Source organism: Nonomuraea glycinis (genome assembly GCF_014646515.1).
In the GTDB taxonomy this organism is placed as follows: domain Bacteria; phylum Actinomycetota; class Actinomycetes; order Streptosporangiales; family Streptosporangiaceae; genus Nonomuraea; species Nonomuraea glycinis.
In genome coordinates, this window is the sequence record NZ_BMNK01000004.1 from 384,386 (window position 1) to 408,772 (window position 24,387).

The 24,387-nt window shown below is 70.6% G+C and carries 23 protein-coding genes; 9 read left to right on the forward strand and 14 right to left on the reverse strand.

Annotated features, from left to right (window positions below; genetic code table 11):
- Positions 1 to 10: 10 nt before the first annotated feature.
- From IEY87_RS15250 to IEY87_RS15260, 3 genes are all read left to right on the forward strand, one after another.
- Positions 11 to 682, forward strand: a complete 672-nt coding sequence (locus IEY87_RS15250) for a hypothetical protein (protein WP_189139271.1) — start codon at positions 11 to 13, stop codon at positions 680 to 682.
- A gap of 163 nt (positions 683 to 845) precedes the next feature.
- Complete coding sequence (gene merB, locus IEY87_RS15255) at positions 846 to 1,529, forward strand: organomercurial lyase (protein ID WP_189139272.1); 684 nt, start codon at positions 846 to 848, stop codon at positions 1,527 to 1,529.
- Positions 1,530 to 1,666: 137 nt separating this feature from the next.
- Positions 1,667 to 2,389, forward strand: coding sequence for a VIT1/CCC1 transporter family protein (locus IEY87_RS15260; protein ID WP_189139273.1), 723 nt, complete (start codon positions 1,667 to 1,669; stop codon positions 2,387 to 2,389).
- A gap of 183 nt (positions 2,390 to 2,572) precedes the next feature.
- Here IEY87_RS15260 and IEY87_RS15265 read toward each other — a convergent pair whose 3' ends face one another.
- From IEY87_RS15265 to IEY87_RS15280, 4 genes are all read right to left on the reverse strand, one after another.
- A complete protein-coding gene (locus IEY87_RS15265; RefSeq protein WP_225277306.1) occupies positions 2,573 to 3,154 on the reverse strand; it encodes a LysE family translocator in 582 nt (193 codons plus the stop codon).
- Between the two features lie 156 nt (positions 3,155 to 3,310).
- Positions 3,311 to 3,664, reverse strand: coding sequence for a spore germination protein GerW family protein (locus IEY87_RS15270; RefSeq protein ID WP_189139275.1), 354 nt, complete (start codon positions 3,662 to 3,664; stop codon positions 3,311 to 3,313).
- A 123-nt stretch (positions 3,665 to 3,787) separates the two neighbouring features.
- Positions 3,788 to 5,419 (reverse strand): glucose-6-phosphate isomerase, encoded by a 1,632-nt coding sequence (gene pgi / locus IEY87_RS15275; protein WP_225277305.1) that lies wholly within the window; start codon positions 5,417 to 5,419, stop codon positions 3,788 to 3,790.
- A gap of 107 nt (positions 5,420 to 5,526) precedes the next feature.
- Positions 5,527 to 7,233, reverse strand: a complete 1,707-nt coding sequence (locus tag IEY87_RS15280) for an IlvD/Edd family dehydratase (protein WP_189139276.1) — start codon at positions 7,231 to 7,233, stop codon at positions 5,527 to 5,529.
- Between the two features lie 127 nt (positions 7,234 to 7,360).
- Here IEY87_RS15280 and IEY87_RS15285 point away from each other — a divergent pair, with 127 nt between their 5' ends.
- Positions 7,361 to 9,664, forward strand: a complete 2,304-nt coding sequence (locus IEY87_RS15285) for a phosphoketolase family protein (RefSeq protein WP_229699336.1) — start codon at positions 7,361 to 7,363, stop codon at positions 9,662 to 9,664.
- Complete coding sequence (locus tag IEY87_RS15290; RefSeq protein WP_189139278.1) at positions 9,640 to 10,824, forward strand: acetate/propionate family kinase; 1,185 nt, start codon at positions 9,640 to 9,642, stop codon at positions 10,822 to 10,824. Before IEY87_RS15285 ends, IEY87_RS15290 begins: the two co-directional genes overlap by 25 nt.
- On the opposite strand, the gene IEY87_RS15295 is transcribed toward IEY87_RS15290, so the two are convergent.
- The 4 genes from IEY87_RS15295 to IEY87_RS15310 all read right to left on the reverse strand — a co-directional run bounded on the left by IEY87_RS15295 (position 10,825) and on the right by IEY87_RS15310 (position 13,503).
- The gene (locus tag IEY87_RS15295; RefSeq protein ID WP_189139279.1) at positions 10,825 to 11,241 is read right to left on the reverse strand and encodes a response regulator; all 417 of its coding nucleotides are present in this window, start codon (positions 11,239 to 11,241) and stop codon (positions 10,825 to 10,827) included.
- Positions 11,238 to 12,284: a PAS domain-containing sensor histidine kinase gene (locus IEY87_RS15300; protein WP_189139280.1), complete on the reverse strand. Its 1,047-nt coding sequence runs from the start codon at positions 12,282 to 12,284 to the stop codon at positions 11,238 to 11,240. Before IEY87_RS15300 ends, IEY87_RS15295 begins: the two co-directional genes overlap by 4 nt.
- Positions 12,285 to 12,330: 46 nt before the next feature.
- Positions 12,331 to 12,747: an ATP-binding protein gene (locus IEY87_RS15305; RefSeq protein WP_189139281.1), complete on the reverse strand. Its 417-nt coding sequence runs from the start codon at positions 12,745 to 12,747 to the stop codon at positions 12,331 to 12,333.
- Between the two features lie 93 nt (positions 12,748 to 12,840).
- Complete coding sequence (locus IEY87_RS15310) at positions 12,841 to 13,503, reverse strand: response regulator transcription factor (RefSeq protein WP_189139282.1); 663 nt, start codon at positions 13,501 to 13,503, stop codon at positions 12,841 to 12,843.
- A 267-nt stretch (positions 13,504 to 13,770) separates the two neighbouring features.
- Between IEY87_RS15310 and IEY87_RS15315 the strand changes: the two genes are divergently transcribed.
- The 3 genes from IEY87_RS15315 (at position 13,771) to IEY87_RS15325 (ending at position 16,159) form a co-directional block, all read left to right on the forward strand.
- On the forward strand, positions 13,771 to 14,253 hold the full coding sequence (locus tag IEY87_RS15315) for a cation:proton antiporter regulatory subunit (RefSeq protein ID WP_189139283.1): 483 nt from the start codon (positions 13,771 to 13,773) through the stop codon (positions 14,251 to 14,253).
- 8 nt (positions 14,254 to 14,261) lie between these two features.
- Positions 14,262 to 15,422, forward strand: coding sequence for a cation:proton antiporter (locus IEY87_RS15320; RefSeq protein WP_189139284.1), 1,161 nt, complete (start codon positions 14,262 to 14,264; stop codon positions 15,420 to 15,422).
- 119 nt (positions 15,423 to 15,541) lie between these two features.
- Positions 15,542 to 16,159 carry a pentapeptide repeat-containing protein gene (locus tag IEY87_RS15325; RefSeq protein WP_189139285.1) on the forward strand — a complete coding sequence of 206 codons (618 nt, stop codon included), beginning with the start codon at positions 15,542 to 15,544 and terminating at the stop codon, positions 16,157 to 16,159.
- 123 nt (positions 16,160 to 16,282) lie between these two features.
- Here IEY87_RS15325 and IEY87_RS15330 read toward each other — a convergent pair whose 3' ends face one another.
- Positions 16,283 to 16,972, reverse strand: a complete 690-nt coding sequence (locus IEY87_RS15330) for a type 1 glutamine amidotransferase domain-containing protein (RefSeq protein WP_189139286.1) — start codon at positions 16,970 to 16,972, stop codon at positions 16,283 to 16,285.
- A gap of 279 nt (positions 16,973 to 17,251) precedes the next feature.
- The gene (locus IEY87_RS15335; RefSeq protein WP_189139287.1) at positions 17,252 to 18,382 is read right to left on the reverse strand and encodes a hypothetical protein; all 1,131 of its coding nucleotides are present in this window, start codon (positions 18,380 to 18,382) and stop codon (positions 17,252 to 17,254) included.
- Positions 18,383 to 18,464: 82 nt separating this feature from the next.
- Between IEY87_RS15335 and IEY87_RS15340 the strand changes: the two genes are divergently transcribed.
- Positions 18,465 to 18,812 carry a hypothetical protein gene (locus IEY87_RS15340; RefSeq protein ID WP_189139288.1) on the forward strand — a complete coding sequence of 116 codons (348 nt, stop codon included), beginning with the start codon at positions 18,465 to 18,467 and terminating at the stop codon, positions 18,810 to 18,812.
- Here IEY87_RS15340 and IEY87_RS15345 read toward each other — a convergent pair.
- The 4 genes from IEY87_RS15345 to IEY87_RS15360 form a co-directional block, all read right to left on the reverse strand.
- Positions 18,792 to 19,853, reverse strand: coding sequence for a fatty acid desaturase family protein (locus IEY87_RS15345; protein WP_225277304.1), 1,062 nt, complete (start codon positions 19,851 to 19,853; stop codon positions 18,792 to 18,794). The two genes, IEY87_RS15340 and IEY87_RS15345, sit on opposite strands and share 21 nt — an antisense overlap.
- Positions 19,854 to 20,071: 218 nt before the next feature.
- Positions 20,072 to 21,208, reverse strand: a complete 1,137-nt coding sequence (locus IEY87_RS15350) for an FAD-dependent monooxygenase (RefSeq protein ID WP_189139289.1) — start codon at positions 21,206 to 21,208, stop codon at positions 20,072 to 20,074.
- Positions 21,199 to 22,860, reverse strand: a complete 1,662-nt coding sequence (locus IEY87_RS15355) for an MFS transporter (protein ID WP_189139290.1) — start codon at positions 22,858 to 22,860, stop codon at positions 21,199 to 21,201. The genes IEY87_RS15350 and IEY87_RS15355 overlap by 10 nt, the downstream gene beginning before the upstream one ends.
- 85 nt (positions 22,861 to 22,945) lie before the next feature.
- Positions 22,946 to 24,352, reverse strand: coding sequence for an FAD-binding oxidoreductase (locus tag IEY87_RS15360; protein WP_189139291.1), 1,407 nt, complete (start codon positions 24,350 to 24,352; stop codon positions 22,946 to 22,948).
- Positions 24,353 to 24,387: the final 35 nt, after the last annotated feature.

The window sequence follows — 24,387 nt, forward strand, 5'->3', positions numbered from 1 at the left end:
TCTTGATCACATGCCGATTCTCTCCAGAGGCAAGCACCGCAACCCGAAACGGGGCGCCTGCTTCATGGAGCTAGCGTCCTACCTGGCCGGAGAGCGGTGGAGCGACCACCCGGCCTGTACGCATCCGTTGCTGGCCGCCCTCGCCCGCCTGGTCAACGACAACACCTCGGACGACAAGCGGGGCCGGCTCATCGGGCTCGTCCCCTCCATCATCGGCCTGTCCAGCGATGACCTGCGGGTCGACGCCCGGCTCTCGCTGCGCTGCGCGACCACGGCGCTGCCGGTGGCCGCGGCCGAGCGTCAGCTCGCGCTGGCGGTGTCCATCCTGGCCGCCGAGGAGATGCTGGCCAGGCTCGACGGCCTGCCGCCAGGACGGCTGAGCGAGCAGAGCCAGGAGGCGATGGCCCAGGTCCCGCAGGCGGCAGCCCAGGCGCACAGGTTCAGCCGGGCAGCGCGGATCACCGAGAAGGGCTTCCGTCGCTACGCGGCGCCCAACGCGGTGCAGCTGTCCGTGGTGGGCATCGTCCAGGCGTGCATCCCCGATCCGGACACGCTGCTGCGCGAGCTGCTGACGGCCGCGATCGCCGACTGCAGGCAGCTCATCCGCGGCCCGGCCGACACGGTCGACACGGCCGACCGGGCGGCCACGGCCCTCCCGGTGTTCGCGGAGCCAGGAGGCTGACCTTCCTCGACGCGCGGTTCACGTACCGGATCTGTCAGGATCCCTCCTGCGGGTGTCCTGCGTCCGCCCTGCGCCGGGTTCGGCGGACACCGTAACATGTCCGGCACCATGCAGCAGGAGACCCGCAGGTCCCCGTACGCCGCATCCGCGAGAGGAAGCCGACATGTCCGAGACAGAGCGGGCCGAAGAGGTCCGCCTGGCCGTCTACGGTGGATTCGCCCGCATCGGCCGCGCTCCTGGCGCGGCCGAACTGGCGGCCCGCACCGGGTTCGACAACCGGGAGGTACGGCAGGCGCTGGAGCTCCTGCACCAGACCCGTGACCTGGTGATCGACACCGCCACCGGTGACATCGTCATGGCGCACCCCTTCTCCTCGGTGCCGCTCGGGTTCTCCATCATGGGCTCGCGGACCTTGTGGTGGGGCGGCTGCGCGTGGGACTCCTTCGCGATCCCGCACCTGCTCCGGGACGAGCCGGACGTGCTGGTGGCCACCCGGTGCCCGGCCTGTGACGCCCCGCACGCCTGGGTCGCCCGCCGCGACACCCCTCCCCCGGGAGATCAGGTCGCCCACTTCCTCGTCCCCGTCGCGCACATGTGGGACGACATCGTGCACACCTGCGGCAATCAGCGCCTGTTCTGCTCCACCGGCTGCGTCGACGCCTGGCTGAAGCGCACCGGGCGCCGGCGGGGTCATGTGATGGACCTGCCCACGCTGTGGCGGCTGGCCCGCGGCTGGTACGACGGGCGCCTGGAGCGCGGCCACATCCGCCGGGACCCCTCGTCGGCCGCCGCCCACTTCACCGCCGCCGGCCTGCGCGGCGCCTTCTGGGGGCTCCCCGAGCACTAGCGATATTCGACACCATATTCGAGATAATGCCTGGCCAGGCGATGAATGCGCACGTCAGGCAAGCCTCTCCTTCGTTGCGGACTATAGGCATTTATGCCTGAATGTCGGATGAATAGCTGTTGTGGGGAGGGGTTTTCATGACCATCGAGCTTGAGCGGACGCACGCGCCGGAGAAGCATCACAGCCATCGCGACGTGACCGGTGGCTGGCTGCGGCCGGCGGTGTTCGGGGCGATGGACGGACTCGTCTCCAACTTCGCGTTGATCGCCGGAGTGGTGGGCGCGGCGGGGGCCGGACGAGGAGCCGTCCTGGCCGGCTTCGCCGGACTGGCGGCGGGTGCCTGCTCGATGGCGGCGGGCGAGTACACGTCGGTGAAGTCGCAGACCGAGCTGATGCGCGCCGAGATCGCCGTCGAACGCGGCGAGCTGGCCCGCGACCCCGAGGGTGAGCAAGCCGAACTCGCCGCCCTCTACCGCTCCCGCGGTCTCGACGCCGACCTGGCGGACAAGGTCGCGGCGGGCCTGTCGGCCGACCCCGAGCAGGCGCTGCGGGTGCACGTACGCGAAGAGCTCGGCGTTGACCCGGACGACCTGCCGTCGCCGCTGCTGGCGGCGGGGGCGTCGTTCTGCGCGTTCGCGGCGGGGGCGCTGGTGCCGCTGGTGCCGTTCCTGTTCGGCGCGGCCGGCCTGGTGGCCGCCGTGGTGCTGAGCGTGGTGGGCCTGTTCGTCTTCGGCGCGGTGGTGGCCGGCATGACCGCCCGCCCCTGGTGGCTGGGCGGTCTGCGCCAGCTCGCGCTCGGCGTCGGCGCGGCCACGGTGACCTTCGGCCTCGGCCACCTCCTGGGCGTCACCGTGTCCTGACCCGGGCCTCTTCCCAGACGCGGACCCTTCCCGGACCGGGCCTCATCCCAGACGCGGACCCTACCCGGACCGGGACTCTTCCCGGACCGGGACTCTTCCCGGACGTGGCCTCTTCCCGGACGTGGCCTCTTCCCAGACGTGGGCCTCTTCCCAGACGTGGGCCTCTTCCCAGACGTGGAAAGGTCAGGGACGGCCGGAGACCGCCAGGTTGACCCCCAGCGCCACCAGGGCGCCGCCGGTGAGCCCGTCGACAGCGCGGCGGACGGCCCGCTTGGCGAACACCGCGCGCAGCGCGGCGACCACGTTGGCCACGACCAGGAACCACGCCACGGTCCCCGCCAGCGCGATCAGCGACAGCACCAGCGTGTCCGCCGGCGCGGCCCCCGGCGACACGAACTGCGGCACCAGCGCCACGAAGAACAGCGCCGCCTTGGGGTTGAGCACGTTGGTGAGCAGCCCTTCGGTGAACGCCGCCCACGGGCTCCTGCCCCCGGACTCGGCCACGTCCAACCGCAGTCCCCCGTCACCGCGCACGGCCGAGCGCAACGCCTTGCCCCCCAGATAGAGCAGATAGGCGGCACCCACGACCTTCACCACCGTGAACGCCACCGCCGAAGCGGCCAGCAGCGCGGCGACCCCGGTCGCCGCCGCCACCACCCAGGCGAACACGCCGATCGAGATCCCCACCGCCGCCGCCATCCCGTGCGCCCGCCCCGAGGAAGCGGACCTCCGTACGACCACGGCGAAGTCAGGCCCGGGCGACATCGCCCCCAGCATCACCACGCCCCCAAAAGCCACAATCTGCGCAAAAGACGTCATCCCCCAACCCTAGGCCGCCCCAGCCTCAAGAACGGGGATCTCGGCCCGAGACCCGCGCCGTAGGTGCGAACGAGGCGCGAGCCCGGAGACGCGGGGGCGGGGTCAGCGCTTGTGGCGGGTGCGCTTGAAGATGGCGCGCAGGGTCAGCAGGAGTGCTATGCCGACGATCTGGCCGCCGAGCACGATGCGGTTGACGTCGACGGCGGGGTGCCAGCGGACATCGCCGTTCTTGACGACGAACACGCCCGCGGGCGTCGCGCCGACACCGTAGCCACCGCCGCTTCCGCTGCCCGTCTCCCCCTCGGTCTTGCGGCCTTCGCCGCTGCCGCCGCCACCCCCGTGGGCGACCCTGGCCACCGGGATCACCAGGATGTCGCCGTGCTGTATGGGGTCCCCGAAGACGCGCTTGACCGTGGCGGAATCCTTCGACTGCTCGATCAGCTCCGTGATGTCCATCCCCCATGGTCACCCGGTGGCCGCCGTTCAGTCGAGTCCCGGTGATGGCACACCCGATCAGAGGTGATGGCACACCCGATCAGGTCCCTGTGCCAGGTGCCGCGGTGACGAACCAGGACCGGGTCAGGGGCGTCTGCCGCGCAGCTCGCGGTAGTGACGGACCAGGCTCTCGGTGGACGCGTCGGGGAAGGTCGTCGGGGGCTCCTCGGAGGTGAGCGCGGGCGCCAGGTCCATGGCCATCTTCTTGCCGAGCTCGACCCCCCACTGGTCGAAGGAGTCGACGCCCCAGATCGTCCCCTGGACGAACACCAGGTGCTCGTACAGCGCCACGAGCTGGCCGAGCGTGCCCGGGGTCAGCCGGCGGGCGAGGATGGTGGAGGTCGGCCGGTTGCCGGGCATCACCTTGTGCGGCACGACGTCGGCGGGCGTGCCCTCGGCGGCGATCTCTTCGGCCGTCTTGCCGAACGCCAGCGCCGAGGTCTGCGCGAGCATGTTGGCCATCAGCAGGTCGTGCATGCCCTCGCGGTCCTCATGCGGCTCGGCGAAGCCGATGAAGTCGGCCGGCACCAGGCGGGTGCCCTGGTGCAGGAGCTGGTAGAAGGCGTGCTGGCCGTTGGTGCCCGGCTCGCCCCAGAAGATCGCGCCGGTGTCGACGGTGACGGGGGTGCCGTCCGCGCGCACGGACTTACCGTTGGACTCCATGGTGAGCTGCTGGAGGTAGGCGGGGAAGCGGTGCAGGCGCTGGCTGTAGGGCAGCACGGCGTGGGTCTGGGCGTCGAAGAAGTCGGTGTACCAGACGCCGAGCAGGCCGAGCAGCACCGGCATGTTGGCCTCGAAGGGGGCGGTGCGGAAGTGCTGGTCCATGGTGTGGAAGCCGGCCAGCATCTCACGGAACCGGTCCGGCCCGATGGCGATCATCAGGGAGAGCCCGATGGCGCCGTCGTAGGAGTAGCGGCCGCCGACCCAGTCCCAGAAGCCGAACATGTTGTCGGTGTCGATGCCGAACTCGGCGACCTTGGCGGCATTGGTGGACACGGCCACGAAGTGCTTGGCCACGGCGTCCTCGCCCAGCGCGCCGGTCAGCCACTGGCGGGCGACCTTGGCGTTGGTGAGGGTCTCCAGGGTGGTGAAGGTCTTGGAGCTGACCACGATCAGCGTGGTCGCGGGGTCGAGGTCGGCGAGGCTGCCGGTGATGTCGGCCGGGTCGATGTTGGAGACGAACCTGGCCTGGATCCCGGCGTCGGCGTAGTCGCGCAGCGCCTCGTAGGCCATGGCGGGGCCGAGGTCGGAGCCGCCGATGCCGATGTTGACGACGGTGGAGATCGGCCGGCCGGTGGCGCCCTGCCACTGCTTCGAGCGGACCTTCTCGGCGAAGGCGCTCATCTTGTCGAGCACGGCGTGCACGTCGCGGCTAACGTCCTGGCCGTCGACGACGAGGCCGGCGTCGGCGGGAGCGCGCAGCGCGGTGTGCAGCACCGCGCGGTCCTCGCTGACGTTGATGTGCGCCCCGGTGTACATGGCCTCGATGCGGTCGCGCAGCCCCGCGCGCTCGGCGAGGGCCACGAGCAGGCCGACGGTCTCGCCGGTGGCGCGGTGTTTGGCGTAGTCGAGGAAGAGGTCGCCCGCGGTGACCGTCATCCGGGCGGCCCGCTCCGGATCCTCCGCGAACAGCTCCCTCAGGTGTCTGCCCGCCACCTCGCCGTGGTGCTTGGCGAGTGCCGCCCACTCCTGGCTCTGGGTGATGTCGCTGCTCACGTTTCCTCCTCGCGCCGTCAAACTGCGATCACATGGTCCCGTACGCTCGTACCCCGGTATGCCTGATTCCGCGCATGGCGGAGCGGCGTGTCCGCCGGGGCGCGAGATCAGTGGGATTCGCGGCCGGGATAGTCTCCGCTGGACCCGGTGAGGAAGTCGAGGTCGGCGCCCCGGTCGGCCTGAGTGACATGGTCGATGTAGAGGCGCTGCCAGCCGCGTACGGGCTCGGCGTGGCCGTCCATCGCGGGCTTCCTGGCGGCGAACTCGGCCTCCGGCACGTCGACGTCGAGCCGTCTGGCCGCCACGTCGAGCACGATCGGGTCGCCGGTGCGCACCCTGGCGAGCGGCCCGCCGGCCGCGGCCTCGGGCGAGGTGTGCAGCACGACCGTGCCGTAGGCGGTGCCGCTCATCCGCGCGTCGCTGATCCGCACCATGTCGCGCACGCCCTTGGCCAGCAGTTTGGCGGGCAACGGCAGGTTGCCGACCTCCGGCATGCCCGGGTAGCCCTTGGGCCCGCAGCCGCGCAGGATCAGCACCGAGGTCTCGTCGACGTCGAGCTCCGGGGAGTCGAGCCGGGCGTAGACGTCCTCGATGCTGTCGAAGACGACGGCCCGGCCACGGTGCTGCAGCAACTCGGGCGAGGCGGCGGCGGGCTTGATCACCGCGCCGTTGGGGGCGAGGTTGCCGCGCAGCACGGCGATGCCGGCGTCGGGCAGCAGCGGGTCGGCGCGGCGCCGGATGACGCTCTCGTCCCAGATCTCCGCGTCGGCGAGGTAGTCGACGAGGGGGCGGCCGGTGACGGTCACCGCCGTCGGGTCGAGCAGGTCGGCGATCTCCTTGAACACGGCGAGCAGCCCGCCCGCGCGGAACAGGTCGTCCATCAGGTGCCGGCCGGCAGGCAGGAGGTCGACCAGCAGCGGCACCCCTGATCCGGTGCGGTCGAAGTCGTCCAGGTCGAGCTCGACGCCGAGGCGGCCGGCGATGGCCAGCAGGTGGATGACGGCGTTGGTGGAGCCGCCGGTCGCGGCCAGGGTGACGATGGCGTTGAGGAAGGAGCCGCGGGTCATCACCTGACTCGGGCGGCGTCCCTCGCGGACCAGGTCGACGGCGAGGCGGCCGGTCTCGTGGGAGCGTTCGAGCAGCCTGCTGTCGGGGGCCGGGGTGCCGGACGTGCCGGGCAGGGTCATGCCGAGGGCCTCGGCCATGCAGGCCATGGTGGAGGCGGTGCCCATCGTGTTGCAGTGGCCGCGGCTGCGGATCATCGCGGACTCGGAGTCGAGGAACGCCTTGCTGGACAGCGTGCCGGCGCGCACCTCCTCGCTGAGCCGCCACACGTCGGTGCCGCAGCCGAGCGGGGTGCCGCGGAAGGTGCCGGTCAGCATCGGGCCGCCGGGCATCACCACGGCGGGCAGGTCCACGGAGGCGGCGGCCATGAGCAGCGACGGGATGGTCTTGTCGCAGCCGCCGAGGAGCACCACGCCGTCGATCGGGTTGGCGCGCAGCATCTCCTCGGTGGCCATGGCGGCGAGGTTGCGCCAGAGCATGGCGGTCGGCCTGACGTTCGTCTCGCCGAGGGACACGACCGGCAGGTTGAGCGGGATGCCGCCGGCCGCCCAGATGCCCTGCTCGACGCTCTTGCCGACCTCGTTCAGATGGGAGTTGCAGGGTGTCAGGTCGGAGGCGGTGTTGGCGATCGCGATGTGCGGGCGCTCGCCGTCGAACGCCTCGCGAGGCAGGCCCCGCCGCATCCAGGCACGGTGCATGTAGGAGTTTCTGTCATTACCGGAATACCACTGCGAACTGCGGAGGGACATATTCGCACCTTAAACCAGCCGCCCAGGGGAGGTGATAGCCCACCCCTCCGATGTCTTCCGGCGATCACATGGCGCCGCCGGCCCGGGTGACGTCTACACCTGCCTTGCAGAGGGCATGGGCCACACCATGGAGAACATCGATGCCTACTGGCGGGCGGCCAATTATCTGTCCGTGGGGCAGATCTACCTGCTGGACAACCCGCTGCTGACCGAGCCGCTGCGGCCGGAGCACATCAAGCCGCGCCTGCTGGGGCACTGGGGCACCACCCCTGGGCTGAACTTCTGCTTCGCCCACCTCAACCGGATCATCCGCGAGCGCGACCAGGACATGATCTACATCGCCGGCCCCGGGCACGGCGGCCCGGCGGCGGTGGCGCACTCCTGGCTGGAGGGCTCGTACACCGAGCGCTACCCTGACGTCACCCAGGACGCGCAGGGCATGCGGCGGCTGTTTCGCCAGTTCTCCTTCCCCGGCGGCATCCCCAGCCATGTGGCTCCCGAGACGCCCGGCTCCATCCATGAGGGCGGCGAGCTCGGTTACGCCCTGGCGCACGCCTACGGCGCCGCCTTCGACAACCCCGGCCTGGTGGTGTCCTGCGTGATCGGCGACGGCGAGGCGGAGACCGGCCCGCTGGCGGCCAGCTGGCACTCCAACAAGCTGCTCGACCGCGAACGCGACGGCGTGGTGCTGCCGATTCTCGCGCTGAACGGCTACAAGATCGCCAACCCGACCATCCTGGCGCGCATCCCCGAGGCGGACCTGTTCAAGCTGCTGGAGGGCTACGGCTACCGGCCGCACCTGGTCGGGCCCGACCACGCGGAGATGGCGGGCACGCTGGACGAGGTGTTCGACGAGATCGCCGCCTACCGCGCCGGTGACGACTCCCGCCTGCCTATGATCATCCTGCGTACGCCCAAGGGCTGGACCGGCCCGCGGGAGGTCGACGGCCTGCCGGTCGAGGGCACCTGGCGTGCCCACCAGGTGCCGCTGGCCAAGGTCCGCGACAACCCGGCGCACCTGGCGATGCTGGAGGAGTGGATGCGCTCGTACCTGCCGGAGGAGCTGTTCGACGAGGGGGGCGGACCGATCCCGGCGATCCTGGGGACGGTGCCGGAGGGCGCCCGCAGGATGAGCGCGAACCCGCACGCCAACGGCGGCGAGCTGCTGGCCCCGCTGCGCCTGCCGGACTTCCGTACGCACGCCGTCGAGGTCAAGTCGCCCGCCGTGCAGACCAGCGAGCCGACCAGGGTGCTGGGCACGCTGCTGCGCGACGTGATCGCCGCGAATCCGCGCACCTTCCGGCTGATGGGGCCCGACGAGACGGCCTCCAACCGGCTCAGCGCGGTCTTCGAGACCACCGACCGCGCCTGGAACGCCGAGCGGCTGCCCACCGACGAGCATCTCGCGCCCGGCGGCCGGGTGATGGAGGTGCTCAGCGAGCACCTGTGCCAGGGCTGGCTGGAGGGCTATCTGCTGACCGGCCGGCACGGCCTGTTCAACTGCTACGAGGCGTTCATCCATATCATCGACTCGATGTTCAATCAGCACGCCAAATGGCTGGAGTCGTCGCAGAAGATCCCGTGGCGGCGGCCGGTGGCCTCGCTCACCTACCTGCTGTCGTCGCATGTGTGGCGGCAGGATCACAACGGCTTCAGCCACCAGGATCCGGGCTTCCTGGACGTGGTGGTGAACAAGAAGGCCTCGGTGGTGCGCGTCTATCTGCCCCCGGACGCCAACACGCTGCTCTCGGTCGCCGACCACTGCCTTCGCTCACGCGACTACGTCAACGTCATCGTGGCCGGCAAGCAGCCCGTCCTCGACCTGTTCACCATGGACGAGGCGATCGCGCACTGCACCCGCGGCCTGGGCATCCTGCCCTGGGCCTCTACCGACGACGGCGTCGAGCCCGATGTCGTGCTGGCCAGCGCCGGGGACGTGCCGACGCTGGAGACCCTGGCCGCCGCCGCCATCCTGCGCGAGGAGCTGCCCGAGCTGAAGGTCCGCGTGATCAACGTGGTCGACCTGATGCGCCTGCAGCCCTCCTCCGAGCACCCGCACGGCATGCCCGACAACGAGTTCGACACGCTGTTCACCACGGACCGGCCGATCATCTTCAACTTCCACGGCTATCCCACCCTGATCCACCAGCTCACCTACCGCCGGCACGGCCATGCCAACCTGCACGTACGCGGTTACAAGGAGGAGGGCACCACCACCACGCCCTTCGACATGGCCATGCTCAACGACATCGACCGCTTCCACCTGGTCATGGACGTCATCGACCGGGTCCCCGGCCTCGCCAGCAAGGCCGCCCACCTGCGCCAGCGCATGTCGGACGCCAGGTTGCGGGCTCGCGCCCACACCCGCGTCCACGGCGAGGACGCCCCCGAGATCAGTGGATGGACATGGCCCAGCACATACTCGTCCTGAACACCGGCTCCTCCTCCATCAAGTACGAGCTCATCGACACCGCCTCGGGGGCCCGGCCCGCCAGAGGGCTGATCGAGCGCATCGGTGACGGTGCGGGCCTGCTGACCCATCACCTCGCCGACGGGCCGCCGTACGAGAAGAAGGGGCATTTCGCCGATCACGCGCAGGGGCTGCGCGCGGTGCTGGAGGCGTTCCGGACGGCGGGACCCGAGCTCGACCCGGTCGCGGTGGGGCACCGGGTGGTGCACGGCGGGACCCGGTTCCCCGCGGCGGTGCTGGTCGACGAGGAGGTGATCGCCGCCGTCGAGGAGCTGGCGCCGCTGGCCCCGCTGCACAACCCGGTGAACGTCACCGGCATCCGGGTGGCGCAGGAGGCCTTCCCCGGCGTGCCGCAGGTGGCCGTGTTCGACACCTCCTTCCAGCTCTCGCTGCCTCCGGAGGCGTACACCTACGCGGTGCCGCGCGAGTGGCGTGAGCGGCTCGGCGTGCGGCGCTTCGGCTTCCACGGCACCTCGTGCGCGTACGTGTCCCGGCGGGCGGCCGCCCTGCTGGGCCGCGACCCGCACGAGGTCAACCTGATCGTGCTGCACCTCGGCAACGGCGCCAGCGCCACCGCGATCGAGGGCGGCCGCAGCGTCGACACCTCGATGGGAATGACGCCGCTGGAAGGGCTGGTGATGGGCACCCGGTCCGGGGACGTCGACCCGGCCCTGTGCGGCTATCTGGCCAGAGTCGCCGGACTGGACGCCCAGGACGTGGAGAAGGCGCTCGGCCACGGCGGTGGCCTGCTCGGGCTCGCGGGCACCGGCGACATGCGCGAGGTCCGCCGGCGCGCCGCGGCCGGCGACGCCGGGGCCCGGCTCGCCCTCGACGTCTACTGCCGGCGCATCCGCAAGTACGTGGGCGCCTACTACGCGGTGCTCGGCCGGGTGGACGCGGTCGTGTTCACCGGCGGCGTCGGCGAGAACGACGCCGCCACCCGGGCCGCCGCACTGGCCGGGCTCGACCGGCTCGGCATCGTCGTCGACCAGGAGCGCAACGAGGCCGCGCGCGATGACGAGCGGGCCGTCTCGCCGCCCGGCGCGGAGGTGGCGGTGCTCGTCATCCCCACCGACGAGGAGTGGGAGATCGCCAGGCAGACGCTGGAGCTGCTCGGCTGATCACACCGCGGCGACGCGCCGTACCGCGGCCACGATGTCGGTGTTGGGCAGGCCCTTGACTAAATACTCCTGTACGCCGACGCGCCGCATCTCGTCGACGGCCCCGGGGTCGCCGTACGCGGAGAAGGCCATGACGCGGGTGCGCGGGGACAGCCGGCGGATCTCGTGCGCCGCCCAGGCGCCGCCGCCCGGCATCCGGACGTCGAGGATGGCGACCACCGGGGTGTGCCGGACCGCGAGCTGGATGGCCTCGTCGGCGTCGCTCGCGGTCGCGACCACGTCCAGGTCGGGCTCCGCCGCCAGCACCTCGCTCAGCACCTCGCGGATCAGCGGCTCGTCGTCGCCGATGAGCACGGTGAGCCGTTCGGGCCGTTCGGGCCGTTTCAGCTGTTCGGGCCGTTCGCGCGGTTCGCTCATGGCGCCTCGCGCCGCACGGCCGGCACCCAGAACTCGACGCTGGCGCCGGAGCCGGGCTCGCTGCGGATGTTCCACCAGCCGCCGGCGACCTCGGCGCGCTGGCGCATCTCGATGAGGCCGAAGTGGCCGCGTTTGACCTGGCTGTCCACCTGCTCGGCGAAGCCGACGCCGTCATCGGTCACCCGGACGTACACGCCCTGGTCGGCCGAGGTGAGCGAGACCTTCACGGCGCTCGCCCTGGCGTGCTTGCGGACGTTGGTGAGAGCTTCCTGGCAGATGCGGAAAATGGTGATCGCCGTCTCGGACGGCGGCTCGGCGTCGAGGTCGTGGGTCAGCTCGTAGGTCAGCCCGGCACCCACCACCACCTGGTCGAGATAGCTGGACAGGCCCTGCACCATGCCGTCGCTGTCGATGCCCGGCGGGTGCAGCCGGAAGGTGAGGTTGCGCAGGCGGCCGATGGAGGCGTTGACCGTCTCGTTGAGCCGCAGCAGCGCGTCCGCGTGCTCGGCCGGCGCCTTGGTGGCGAGCAGTTGCAGGCGCATGCCGACGGCGACCATGGACTGGATGGTGTCGTCGTGCACGTCCCAGGCGATGCGCCGCCGCTCCATCTCCTGGGCCTGCACCAGATGCGCCAGCAGTTGGCCGCGCTCGTCCAGGGCGCGTTCGACGGTGCGCCGCTCGGTCATGTCACGGGTCACCTTGCCGAATCCGCGCAGGTGCCCCGCCTCGTCGTACAGCGCGGTGATGATCACGTTGGCCCAGAATCGGGTGCCGTCCTTGCGCACCCGCCAGCCCTCGTCCTCCAGCCGCCCCTCGACGGTCGCCGTGGCCAGCTCACGATCGGGTTTGCCCGCCGTCACCTCCTGCGGCGGATAGAACACCGAGAAGTGCCTGCCGATGATCTCCTCGGCCCGGTAACCCTTGATCCGCTGAGCGCCGGGGTTCCAGCTCACCACGTGGCCGGTCGGGTCCAGCATGAAGATGGCGTAGTCGACCACGCACTGGATCAGCAGGTTCAGGTCGACGTGCTCGTACTCGGGCATAGGGCAGCTTCGCATGCCGGTGCGGCCACGTGCCAACGGCTCGGATTCAGACGCGGGTGGGGTCGGGAGCAAGTGCAGCGAGTGGTGCCGCGAGCTCACACCAGACCACCTTTCCGCCTTCGTGCTGTGATATCCCCCAGCGGGAGGAGAGTCGTCCGATGACGTGCATGCCCCATCCGTTGCCGGGGCCGGGCTCGCGCGCTTGCGGCATCTCCTCGCTGGAGTCGCCGACCTCGATCCGGATATGCGTCGATCCCCCGGTCAGTCGCAGCACAGGGGCGCCTGCCCCGTGAATGAGCGCGTTGGTCACCAACTCCGAAACGACCAGCAGCACGTCCTCGTGCTGTCCGGCGTAGTGCCAGGCGTCCAAGGCGTCGCGCACGATCTGGCGTGCCACGGTGATGCTGCCCATCTCCTCGCTCAGGTGGCGCTCCACCGTGAACGACTCAGTACGGATGCCCATCGTTCCACTGTCGGACACCCAAGGATTGGTCACGAGACGCAGCCGTGCCGGGATGCCTGATGCATTCGGCCAGTCGCCTATAGTGCAGATGCACTAGTCAAGCAGGCCCTCGCGCCTGGCGATCGCCACCGCCTCCAGCTTCGACCGGGCGCCGAGCTTCTCCAGCACGCGCTGGACATGATTGCGCGCCGTGTTGCGCGCCACGCCGAGCCGCTCGCTGATCTGGTCGGTGCTCACGCCCTCCGCCAGCAGCAGCAGCGTCTCCCGCTCCCGGCCGGTCAGCGCCCCGCCCGCGGTCCACGTACGGCCGGTCAGCCGGTCCAGCACCCCCGACAGCAGGCCCGGGGCGAACACCACGCCGCCCGCCGCCACCTCGCGCACCGCCGCCTCCAGTTCCTGCAGCCCGGACGACTTCTCCACCAGGCCGGCGCCGCCGGCCTCGACCACGCGCACGGCCACCGAGGCGGACGCCTCGGCCGTCAGCACCAGTACGCGGGTCTCGGGAGCGGCCGCCGAGATCGTGCCGATCGCCGCGATCCCGTCGCCGTCGGGCAGGCGGCGATCCAGCACCACCACATCGGGCCGCCAGCGGCGCGTGTCGGTCACCGCCGCCGCGATCGAACTGGACCTGGCCACGACCTCGATGCCCGGGGCGTGACCGAGCGCCATGCCGATGGCCTCGGCCACCATGTCGTGATCCTCGACCAGCACCAGGCGGATGGGAGCGACCGCCAGGGGGTCAGATAAGGGCGACATGGTCGATAACTCCCCCCTGGCGCGCGCTGTAGGCCCTTTCATTGTCCCGCTTCTCACACCCCCTCACTCCGTCGGGGTGAGAGCGGCCGGGACGAGGGTGACGGGCGGCTTCGGACTCAGGGTGACTGCCCGGCCGTGGGGGTAAGGGCCGAGCGTCAGGTAGATCTTTGGCCGACCGTCCTCGCTACTACCTCAAGGCGCGGTCATCAGGGAGAATTGGTAGGGTTAGCGCGCTTATTCGCAATCGAGATGGGTGGGGATTCAGCGGTGGAGGTCGAACAGACGGCGCTGCCAGGGATAGGCCTGCGCCACGATTTCACCACCCAGTCCGGGAAGAGGATCGGCGTCGTATCGCATCGGACCGGCAGGCGCGACCTGGTGGTCTACGACCGCGAGGACCCCGACCGGGCGTGTGAGGTCGTCAAGCTCAACGACGAAGAGGCCGACGCCCTGGTCGAGCTGCTCGGTGCCCCGCGCATCGTGCAGCGGCTCAACCAGGCGCATCAGGAGGTCGAAGGGCTGGTCAGCCTCCAGCTGCCGATTCCTCCCACGTCTCCGTACGTCAACAGGCCCATGGGTGACGCGCGCGTACGGACCCGTACGAACGCGTCGATCGTCGCGATCGTCCGCGCCGGACAGGTGTTCGCCAGCCCGGGGCCGGACTTCATGCTCGCCTCAGGCGACATAGTGGTCGTCGTCGGCAGCGCCGACACCACGTCCGACGTCGCCCACATCCTGGCTGAGGGTTAGGGCCGCGGGTGCATCACACGGCAATACTTTTCCTCGAAGTCGGGGCTGTACTTCTCGGTTTGGGTGTTCTGGGTGCCCTGGCGCTGCGCGCCGGCATCTCGCCCATTCCGCTCTACCTGATCGCCGGTCTCGCCTTCGGCACCGGCGGTGTACTCCCGCTGGCCACCAGCGAGGAGTTCATCTCCGTGGGCGCGGAGATGGGCGTCGTCCTGTTGTTGCTGACGCTCGGTCTGGAGTACAACGCCGACGAGCTGGTCACCAGCCTCAAGAGCAACGCCCGCGCGGGCATCGTCGACCTGGTGGCCAACGCGGCGCCCGGCGCGATCTGCGCCTTACTTCTCGGCTGGGGGCCGGTGGCGGCGGTCGCCATGGCGGGCGTCACCTACGCCACCTCCTCCGGAATCACCGCCAAGGTGCTGTCCGACCTGGGGTGGATCGGTAACCGCGAGACACCCACGGTGCTGTCGCTGCTGGTGTTCGAAGACCTCACGATGGCGGTCTACCTGCCGATTCTGACGGCCCTGCTGGCCGGGCTCAGCCTGGTGAGCGGCGCGGTGACCGTGGCGATCGCGCTGGGCACGGTGAGCGTGGTGCTGGTGGTCGCGCTCAGGTTCGGGCGCTTCATCGAGGCGTTCGTCTCCAGCCCCAACAACGAAGTGCTGCTGCTGAAGATAGTCGGACTCGCCCTGCTGGTCGCCGGTATCGCGCAGCAGCTGCAGGTGTCGGCCGCGGTCGGCGCCTTCCTGGTCGGGATCGCGCTGTCGGGCCAGCTAGCGCATGACGCGCAGGCGCTGCTGTCACCGCTGCGGGACCTGTTCGCGGCCGTGTTCTTCGTCTTCTTCGGCCTGCAGACCGACCCGGTGAAGATCCTCCCGGTCGCCGGGCTGGCCGCGCTGCTGGCCCTGATCAGCATGATCACCAAGCTGATGACCGGCATCTACGCGGCTCGGCGGGCCGGGATCGCCAAGGCCGGTCAGGCCCGGGCCGGTATCGCGTTGATCCCCCGGGGTGAGTTCAACATCGTCATCGCCGGTCTGGCGGTGGCGGCCGGGGTCCACCCGGACCTCGGTCCGCTGGCGGCGGCGTACGTGCTCATCCTGGCGGCGTTCGGGCCGCTGGCGGCCAAGGCCGTGCAGCCGCTGATCGAGAACATCGCCAAGCGGGCCTGACCCGTCACGACGCTTCGGCCCGTCGGGCTGGGGCGGGGCGGCCGTTCTGTCGGTGGCGGGTGGCAGACTCTCTCCGGCGTCACCTTCATGGCGTCGACCAGGCAGCACACGGAGAGCACATGGCCGATCGCAAGCACGGCATGCCGGCACCCCCGACCGAGACCACGGTCAGGTCCGCCGACTGGGACGGGCGTGACCTGACCGGGGAGACCTATCGCCGGGTGCTGTTCGTCGACGTGGACATGACCGAGCTGATCAACCGCGGCTCGTCCTTCGAGGAGTGCTCGTTCCGCAACGTGCGCTTCAACGTGTCCGAGCACGAGGACGCCCTCTTCCTCAACTGCACCTTCTCCCGCTGCTCGTTCTTCGACGCGACGTTCAAGGGCTGCAAGCTGACCGGCAGCATGTTCGACGGCTGCTCCTACGGGCTGCTCAAGGTCGACGGCGGCGACTGGTCCTTCGTCGGGCTGCCGGGCGCCGACCTGCGCGGCAGCGCTTTACACGGCGTACGGCTGCGCGAGGCCGACCTGACAGGGGTCAGGCTGGAGGGCGCCGAGGTCCGGCGGTGCGACCTGTCGGGGGCGTGGCTGCACAGCGCCGACCTCACAGGCTGCGACCTGCGCGGCAGCGACCTGGGAGACCTCGACCCGCACACGGTCAAGCTCGGCAAGGCCGTCATCGACCCCTACCAGGCGACCGTCGTGGCCACCGCCCTCGGCCTTGAGGTGCGCGCTTAGGTCACGGGCCTGGTGGGCCGGGCGAAGGCACTCGAGTCGATCAAGCCCCGTAGCGGCCACAAGCACACGTGGCGGTGACGCCGGGGGCGCGACGCTCGGTCGAGGGGACGGCGGGACAGCCGGCTAAAAGACCTCGAGCAGCCGTCCGGCCAATTCGGCCGCCGAGGCGGGGTTCTGCCCGGTGAACAGATTCCGGTCGACCACCGTGTAGGGCTTCCACATGTCGCCCTTGGTGAAGTCGACACCGAGGTCGACGAGTTCGTCCTCCAGCAGCCAGCGGGCTTTGGGAGCCAGCCCGACCGCGTTCTCTTCCTCGTTGGTGAACGCGGTGACGCGGTAGCCGGCGAAGGGCGATACGCCGTGGATTCTGGTCGCCAGCATCGCGGCCGGAGCGTGGCAGACGATGGCGAGTGGCTTGCCGGAGGCCAGTGCGGCGGTCAGCAACCGGCCGGCGTCCGCGTCGAGGCACAGGTCTTCCATGGGACCGTGGCCGCCCGGCAGGTAGAGGGCGTCGTAGTCATCCAGGCGGGCGTCGGCCACCGTGATCGGTCGTCGCATCACCTCCGCGGAGCGGATGGTCTCTTCCAGATCGAGCGCTATCCGCGCGCTTCCGGCTATCTCGGGGCGCAGGCTCATCATGTCCACGTACGGCACCACCCCGTTAGGGGTGGCGACCACGATCTGGTGGCCTGCCTCGGTGAACGCCTTGTAGGGGGCCGCGAACTCCTCGGCCCAGTATCCCGTCGCGTGCCTGGTGCCGTCCTTGAGCGTCCAGTACGCCGTTCCGGTCATCACGAAAAGAATCTTCGCCATCCGAACCTCCGCCTCCCCCGTCTGCGTTTCAGGCAGCCCAGCAATGGTGAGGGGATGTCACCACGGCCCAGAACGGGTGGGCGTGACCATCGACTCCTTTCACGTTAGTTGCGCGGGAAGGACGCGGTGTCATGGTGAGGTAAGTCCTTACCCCCATCTACACAAGCGACGCGGCCGGAGGCATCTTCGTCTCGGGTCAGGCCGGATTCGACGAGACCGGCGTGCGCGGTGCTGCCGTCGGAGCCGTAGCCCTGTGAGGGGGCGGCTGAGGGCCTGGTGTCAGGGTGGGGCCAGGGAATCGGCCAGGTGGCGGAGGTCGGGGAGAGCGGCTATGACCTGGTCACCGCGGTGGCGGCGGTCCGCAGGGGTTTCGGCGCCGAGGTCGGCGAGCAGTTCGGCCAGGTCGTCCGCCGGTGCGGGGTGCCCGGCGGCGGACAGTTTGGCCAGGCAGCGGGCGAAGGTCGCGACCAGCCAGAAGACGGCTTCCCGGTGCAGGCCCCTGTCGATGAGGTCGTGGCAGCCGCCGATGGCGATGGGCTTGGCCTGCTCGGTGATGTCGGAGGCGAATCGGTAGGACGGGGCCGGCACCCGCTTGGCCGTGTCGAAGGCCCGCTCCAGGCGGTGCAGGTGATGCCGCACCCGCTCGGGGCTCAGCTCGGCGCAGCCCAGCAGGTCGAGCAGGTGCTCGTGGTGGCCGGCCAGGCCGCGTTCGACGAGCAGCTCGCGCACGGCCTCGTACCGGCGGCGGACGGTCGGGTTGCGCAGGCCCGCCACCAGCAGGACGTGCGTCGTCACCCCGGTGCCGAACAGCCACGCGGTGACCTGCTCCGGCAGCGACACCTGGTCGTCCATGCCGGTGATCCAGTCGCGCACCCTGTTCTCCGCGTGCCTACAGCGTTCAAGCACCCAGCGCCGCTCGGCGAAGTGCCGCGCCACGATCCGCTGAATCGCGGTGAGCCGGCCTGTCGGGTCGGCCAGCACACCGGGCCGATGAAAGGCACCCGCGAGGTGATAGTGGCCAAGGATCGCCTCAGCCTGCCGTACGAACTCCGCCGAGGTGTCGAACTCCCGCCGCACGGGATCCGCTGCCGGGCCGAATTCCCGCCGTCCTGGGTCCGGTGGTGGACCGAACTCCCGCCGTAGGGGGTTCGGGGTTGGGGTGAGGGATTGCCAGGAGGTGAAGGAGGTCTCCAGGAGGAGGCCGTCGTAATGGAATTTGCCGCCGCCGGCTGCGGGTGGGAGGGGATCCAGGACTACGAGGATGTCCACGTCGGAGGTGGTAGGGAGCACCGTGTTCGGGTGGGACCACAGGGTGGATCCGGTGAGGAGGGCGCCGGCGAATCCCGGCAGGCGGGTGCCCTCGTCGAGCACCCACTTCCGGGCGATCCTCTTGGCCTGCTCGATCCGCATTCCGGCGCCCCCCTCGTAGCAAGGCGACGAAGACTACCCCGGACAGCGGCCTCCTGGGGCGGGCGGGAGGTTCGGGGCGGCCGTGACCGGGCAGCGGTGGTTGATGAACACCGCCGCGATCGAGGGCCCCGAGCTGGAGCATCTCGTCCGCCGGGAGCTAGCCGGCGCCGGATTCACCGTCGAGCCGTCCGTGATACCGGCCGACGGCGGACTCGGCGTCTGGCACGAGCCCGGGCGCGGTGTCCTGGTCCGCTGGGGCGCGCCGGACGAGCCGCCCATCGAGCACCAGAGCAGGTACGACACCCTCCGCACCGCCGTACGGCTGGCGTTACGGACGATTCTCACCGACGCCGGGTTCGTGGTGGAGGAGGAGTACGAGCATCCGCAGTTGACGGTGGTGGCCGTACGGTCAGCCGGCGGAGGCCTGTGACCGGCCGCCGCCGCGCAGGGACGCGCCCGCCTCGTGCAGGGAGCGCATGGCCTGCGCCCAGGAGTCGATGAGCCCGGTCTCGACATACTCGACGCCGAGCGACGCGCAGTGTTCGCGCACGATGGGCTGCGCCTTGCGCAGGTTGGGTGTCGGCATGCTGGGGAACAGGTGGTGTTCGATCTGGTAGTTGAGCCCGCCCAGCGCCGTGTTGATCAGGTGGCCGCCGCGCACGTTGCGGGAGGTGAGGACCTGGCGGCGCAGGAAGTCCAGCCGGTCCTCACCGGTGAGCACCGGCATGCCCTTGTGGTTGGGGGCGAAGGTGCAGCCGAGGTAGACGCCGAACAGGGCCTGGTGGACGGCGAGGAAGACCAGCGCCTTGCCGACCGGCAGCACGGCGAAGACGGCGCCCAGGTAGGCGAGGTCGTGGACGATGAGCGTCACCGCCTCGGTGCGCCGGTGCTTCAGGGTGGGCCGGCGGAGTGCGCGCAGGCTGGAGATGTGCAGGTTGAGCCCTTCCAGCGTGAGCAGCGGGAAGAACAGGAACGCCTGCCAGCCCCCGATGAAGCGCGGCAGGCCCTTGCTGACCTCGGCCTGCTTGGCGGACCAGATCAGCACGTCGGGCGCCACGTCGGGGTCATGGTCCTCGTGGTTGGGGTTGGCGTGGTGGCGGGTGTGCTTGTCGGTCCACCAGCCGTAGCCGAGGCCGATGCCGAGGTTGCCCACCAGGTGGCCGGCGATCCGGCTGGGGCGGCGGGAGCGGAACACCTGCCCGTGCGCCAGGTCGTGGGCCAGCAGCCCCATCTGGGCGAACACGACGGCGAGGAAGGCGGCGACGAGGATCTGCCACCAGGAGTCGCCGACGAGGGCGAAGGCCACCCAGCCGCCGACGAAGCAGGTCACGACCGTGGCGATCCTGACCGTGTAGTAGACGGGCCGGCGATCGAGCAGTCCTTCCTGGACGATGCGGCGTGAGAGCTGGGAGAAGTCGCTGCCTTTCCTCTCCGGACTCACGGGGGCGCGTTCGATCGTGCTGTCTGCCAAAATCGCTCCGATGCTCGACGGGATCCAAGCCAAGCATCATTGAGCCGTCGGCGTGGGCGAACTGCCGCTGTCACCCATATTCGTGGTAGTGCCTGCCCTACCATCCGGGTGGAAAAAAGACCGCGACAGGCCGCGGTCCCGCCGCGACCTGTCGCGGACCGTCCAGTGGTGAGCCGAGGAGCCCCAAGGACTCACCCTGGACAGGTCATCTGGGGGCGTCAGCCCATCACCTTGACGAACTCCTCCCCGATCGGCTCGGTGTCGCCGAAGACGTGCAGGTCCTGGCGGAAGGCCCGCAGGTAGGACGGCTTGTCGTGGAAGGTGCCCGACAGCGCGTCACCGTAGTCGATGAGCTCGCCGTGCCGGCGCCGGCGCGGCTCGTACCCTGTCTCGAGCATCTTGTCCAGCAGGTCCTGGTCCCCCTCGGCGGCGCAGATGATCTCGGCGAGGATCTCCGCGTCGTGCAGGGTGTAGCTCATGCCCATGCCGGTCATCGGGTGGCAGGCGAACGCGGCGGACCCCAGCAGGGCGGCGTTGCCCTTGTGGTAGGCGGCCACCCGCATGGCCGCGATGGGGATCGCCTGCCAGGAGGCGGAGCCGAGCACGGTGTAGGCGTCGGCGTTGTCGGTGACGAGCCCGCTGAGCGCGTTGAGCAGCGTCGGCGCGCCGGCGGTGCCGAACACCTCGCGGTCGTCGTCGGCGGGCAGGCCGACGAAGACCCGGGCCTGGTCGTGGTTGATCGGGTACAGGTAGCTGAACCAGCCGTCGGAGTTGAAGTAGAGCCGGTTGAGCTGGGCGACGCTGGCGGTCAGCGGCACGGTGGCGACCCGCAGCAGGTGCGGGTACGACGTGCTCTCCTTGTCGAAGCCGAGCGCCTGGCGCACGGCCGATCGGGTGCCGTCGGCGCCGATGACGACGTTCGCCCGCAGCTCGCGGCCGTCGGCGAGCGACAGGTGCTCGACGCGGTCGCCGTCCATGGCCAGGTGGTCGATCTGGGAGTCGAACCAGAACTCCACGCCCTGCATGGCGCAGGAGGAGTAGATGACCTCGACCAGCTCACGGTAGGGGCGGATGAGGAAGCCGTCGGGGTAGGTGCACTCCTGGATCGGCTCGCCGTCGTGGTAGTAGCGGACGATGTCGCGTTTGAGCGCGTGCCGTTCGACCAGGCTCACGAGCCCGTGCCGGGCGAGCACCTGCATGCCGGGGCGTTTGACGAAGTCGGCGCCTGCGGTGGGGACGCTCGGTCCCTGCTCGACGACGACGACGTGTCTGCCGCTGCGGCCCAGCAGGAGTGCCAGGAAGCAGCCGCCGAGGCCGGCGCCGACGATCGCTACGTCGCAGGATGTCACTGCCATGATGAGAGCCCTTCTGGTGATCGAACAAGCGTGCCCCCGAGGGGACGGGTGGGCGAGCCTGCGGTGGCCCTCATGGCGGGGGCGGGGGCGGTGGCTCGCCGCTGCTGTGGAATGGCGGTGGTGGGACTTATCGCGGGGCTCTCTCCGGCCAGCTGGGCGGCCTGCAGCGCGTCCGCCTCGGCCGCGACGGTGGCGAGGGTGGTGCGGAGCTCCAGCAGCATCCGGCGTGGCACCAGGACCATGACCTCGCCGGTGGCGTGCGGCATCCGGAGCATCTTGATGAGCGCGAGGCTGCCGACGAGGACGGAGACGGCCACGCAGATGGCGAGCGCGCTGGCCAGCCCGCCGAGTGGCCCGGCCATGAACGGGTGGTCGATGATGACGGACACGGCGGCGACGCCGACGGCTCCGCCGACCATCCGGGACATGACCGCCGCGCCGACCGCGGAGGCGTACTGATGGGGTTGTGCCGTCAGGGTGGTGGCCATCGAGGTTCCGGGGGCCAGCGCGCCGACGCCGATGCCGATGCCGATGCTGGCCGCCAGGCCCCACAGGTTCGGCGTCGTCTGCGCCAGCGCCACCACACAGGAGCCGCCGCACACGGCGGCGCCGAGATAGATCAGTCCGTACGGCCCGAGCTTGCGTACGATCTTGCCCCCGAGCCAGGCGGTGATGACCATGGCCACCGAGGTGGGGGTGAGCCACAGGGCCACCTCCATCATGGGGAAGCCGAGCTGGAGCAGGTAGAGCGGCTGGAGGGTGAGCAGGCCGTAGGACAGCATGCCGAATCCCCAGGTGGCCAGCCAGCCCCAGGCGAACCCGGGCCTGCGCCACAGGGTCAGGTCGATGGCGGGCACGCGGTGGCGGCGGGCCTGGGCCAGCGCGGCGACGAGCAGGACGAGGGCGGCGCAGGCGAGCCAGGCCGAGTCCATGCCCCACGTCGTCATCTTGGAGATGGCCAGCACCAGGGCGGCGATCGAGGCGGCCAGCAGGCAGCCGCCGAGCAGGTCGGGCCGGCTGCGCGCGGTGGCGCGGTTGGTGCCGGGCGGCAGCCAGGCGCAGGCCACGAGCAGGAGCAGGCCGGTGACGACGACCGGCGCGAACAGGGCGCGCCAGCCGAACCCGGCGGCCAGCCAGCCGCTGCCCGCCTGCATGAGCAGGCAGCCGAGGCCGGAGGCGGAGCTCCACAGCGCGATGGCGCCGCGTCGCTGCTGTTCCGGTAGTTCGCCGAGCAGGACGGCGAGGCTCGCGGGGATCATCGCCGCGGCGCCCGCGCCCTGGACCGCCCTGGCCGCCAGCACCGCCGGCCAGGAGGGCAGGGTAAGGGTCGCGATCCCACCGGCGACGAACACCAGCAGGCCGATGACCAGCACGCGCCTGCGCCCGAACAGGTCGGCCCAGCGACCTGCGGAAGCGAGCAGTGCGGCGATCGGCACGAAGGCCGCACTGGTCAGCCAGACCAGGTCGTTGAGCGGCATGCCGTTGCCGGCGGCGCTGTTGCGCATCAGGCCGACGGCGAGAGTGGTGGCCGTGGTGTCGGCCATGACCGTGAGCATGACGCCGGCACCGACCAGCCGTAGCAGGGTCGCGCGCCGGGGGGCGTCGGTTCCAGGGACCGAACCTGGCTGCACGGCCGCTGGGGACGAACGCACGTGGCCACCTCCATGAGAGCTATATGGTCCGCCTGCTGGCGCGCTCGACTGCCGGCGCCAGCAGGCCGGGGGGAGAAAGAGTGGTTCAGGCGCTGATGCTGTAGCGTCCGGGCGAGATCACGTTGCCCGGGTCGAAGGCGCCCTTGAGCCGGTGGAGCATGCTGAGCGTGCCGGGGCTGCTCTGCGCGTAGACGTCCGCCGCGGAGTTGTCGATGTCCGAGCGGTAGATGACGCAGCCGTAGCCGCGCAGCAGGGCGCCCGCTTCCTGGCGGAGCCGGTGGGCGCGTGCCGGGGCGTCCGGCACGTCACGGTCGAAGAAGATCTGCAGGACGCCGTTGGCGAGGTTCCTGCTGACGAGGTTCCACTCCAGCAGGCCGGCGGTGCCGTTGACTTCCACGGAGGCCCGCAGCACCTGGAGGATGTTCTCGGTCGAGCGGGCGTCCATCGGCAGCTGCGGCAGCAGGGCGAGGAAGCCCATCCGCCCGCTGTCGACCTGCTCGCAGGAGCCCACGCCGAGCGCCTTGTGCACGCCGGTGCAGGTGGGGATGCCCTGGGCCATGAGCGCCCGGTTGTACAGCGGGTCGTCGGGCCTGATGGCGGTGGCGTCCAGGACCTGGAGGTTCTCGGCGCCTTCCACTTCCAGGAGCGCCTTGCGGAGCAGTTCCTCGGCCAGGCGTACCGTCTCGCCGCTGCCGATCAGCGGTCCGACGATGGTGAACAGCTCGGGGTCCACCCCGGCCGGCAGCGTCCATTCGCCCCGGCTGGGCACCAGGGACAGCTCGCGCACCCGCAGCAGGCCTTCTGCCGGGTTGCCGCGCCGTAGGAACGCTCCCATGGCGCTGACCGCCCGCTCGGCCTGGTCGCGGGGGATCCGGGACCAGACCAGTCCGAACGCCTGCGGCCGGGGCACCAGCGCGATGGCCATCGCGGTGACGATGCCGAGGTTGTGCTGGACGAACGCGCCGGTCAGGTCGGGACCCGCGACGCGGCCGCGGTACCGGCCCCAGGTGTCCAGGCCGCCGGTGGTGATGACGCTGCCGTCGGGCATGACGGCCTCGAGGCCGACCACGTCGTGCACGCGGGAGCGGACCGAGCCGTCGCCGCGCTCGAGCGCGTTGCCGAGCACCGAGGTGTCGGCGCACGAGGCGGTGACGTTGAGCAGCCACGGCGTCTCGCGCAGTTCGTCGGCCAGCTGGGCCTGGGTCACGCCCGGCTCGACGACGGCGAAGCCGTTCTCGAGGTCCAGGCTGCGGATGCGGTTCATGCCGCCGAGGTCGACGACGATGTTCTCATCGGTGGCGGGGACTCCTGAGCCCATGCCCCAGTTGCGGCCCGTGCTGTAAGGGAAGAGACGGCGGCCGTCCGCGGCGGCGCACCGTACGAGGGCGCTCACCTCGGCGACGCTCTGCGGCCGTACTTCGCCTGCGATCGCCCGGGGGCGGTGTGCTCCGACGTCGCGCACTGCCGGCGCCAGTCGCGATTGACCCTGCATGACACTCCTCTTGGCTGAGATGTCTCTCGTGCGGT

Excerpts from the sequence above, each read along its gene's own strand:
- IEY87_RS15305 (WP_189139281.1), bottom strand. The coding sequence starts at position 12,747 with ATGGGCATCCGTACTGAGTCGTTCACGGTGGAGCGCCACCTGAGCGAG.
- IEY87_RS15250 (WP_189139271.1), top strand. The coding sequence starts at position 11 with ATGCCGATTCTCTCCAGAGGCAAGCACCGCAACCCGAAACGGGGCGCC.
- IEY87_RS15335 (WP_189139287.1), bottom strand. The coding sequence starts at position 18,382 with ATGCGGATCGAGCAGGCCAAGAGGATCGCCCGGAAGTGGGTGCTCGAC.
- IEY87_RS15350 (WP_189139289.1), bottom strand. The coding sequence starts at position 21,208 with ATGGCAGTGACATCCTGCGACGTAGCGATCGTCGGCGCCGGCCTCGGC.
- IEY87_RS15300 (WP_189139280.1), bottom strand. The coding sequence starts at position 12,284 with ATGCCCGAGTACGAGCACGTCGACCTGAACCTGCTGATCCAGTGCGTG.
- IEY87_RS15290 (WP_189139278.1), top strand. The coding sequence starts at position 9,640 with ATGGCCCAGCACATACTCGTCCTGAACACCGGCTCCTCCTCCATCAAG.
- IEY87_RS15265 (WP_225277306.1), bottom strand. The coding sequence starts at position 3,154 with ATGTCGCCCGGGCCTGACTTCGCCGTGGTCGTACGGAGGTCCGCTTCC.
- IEY87_RS15325 (WP_189139285.1), top strand. The coding sequence starts at position 15,542 with ATGGCCGATCGCAAGCACGGCATGCCGGCACCCCCGACCGAGACCACG.
- IEY87_RS15285 (WP_229699336.1), top strand. The coding sequence starts at position 7,361 with ATGGAGAACATCGATGCCTACTGGCGGGCGGCCAATTATCTGTCCGTG.
- IEY87_RS15295 (WP_189139279.1), bottom strand. The coding sequence starts at position 11,241 with ATGAGCGAACCGCGCGAACGGCCCGAACAGCTGAAACGGCCCGAACGG.
- IEY87_RS15260 (WP_189139273.1), top strand. The coding sequence starts at position 1,667 with ATGACCATCGAGCTTGAGCGGACGCACGCGCCGGAGAAGCATCACAGC.
- merB (WP_189139272.1), top strand. The coding sequence starts at position 846 with ATGTCCGAGACAGAGCGGGCCGAAGAGGTCCGCCTGGCCGTCTACGGT.
- IEY87_RS15330 (WP_189139286.1), bottom strand. The coding sequence starts at position 16,972 with ATGGCGAAGATTCTTTTCGTGATGACCGGAACGGCGTACTGGACGCTC.
- IEY87_RS15270 (WP_189139275.1), bottom strand. The coding sequence starts at position 3,664 with ATGGACATCACGGAGCTGATCGAGCAGTCGAAGGATTCCGCCACGGTC.
- IEY87_RS15360 (WP_189139291.1), bottom strand. The coding sequence starts at position 24,352 with ATGCAGGGTCAATCGCGACTGGCGCCGGCAGTGCGCGACGTCGGAGCA.
- IEY87_RS15280 (WP_189139276.1), bottom strand. The coding sequence starts at position 7,233 with ATGTCCCTCCGCAGTTCGCAGTGGTATTCCGGTAATGACAGAAACTCC.
- IEY87_RS15310 (WP_189139282.1), bottom strand. The coding sequence starts at position 13,503 with ATGTCGCCCTTATCTGACCCCCTGGCGGTCGCTCCCATCCGCCTGGTG.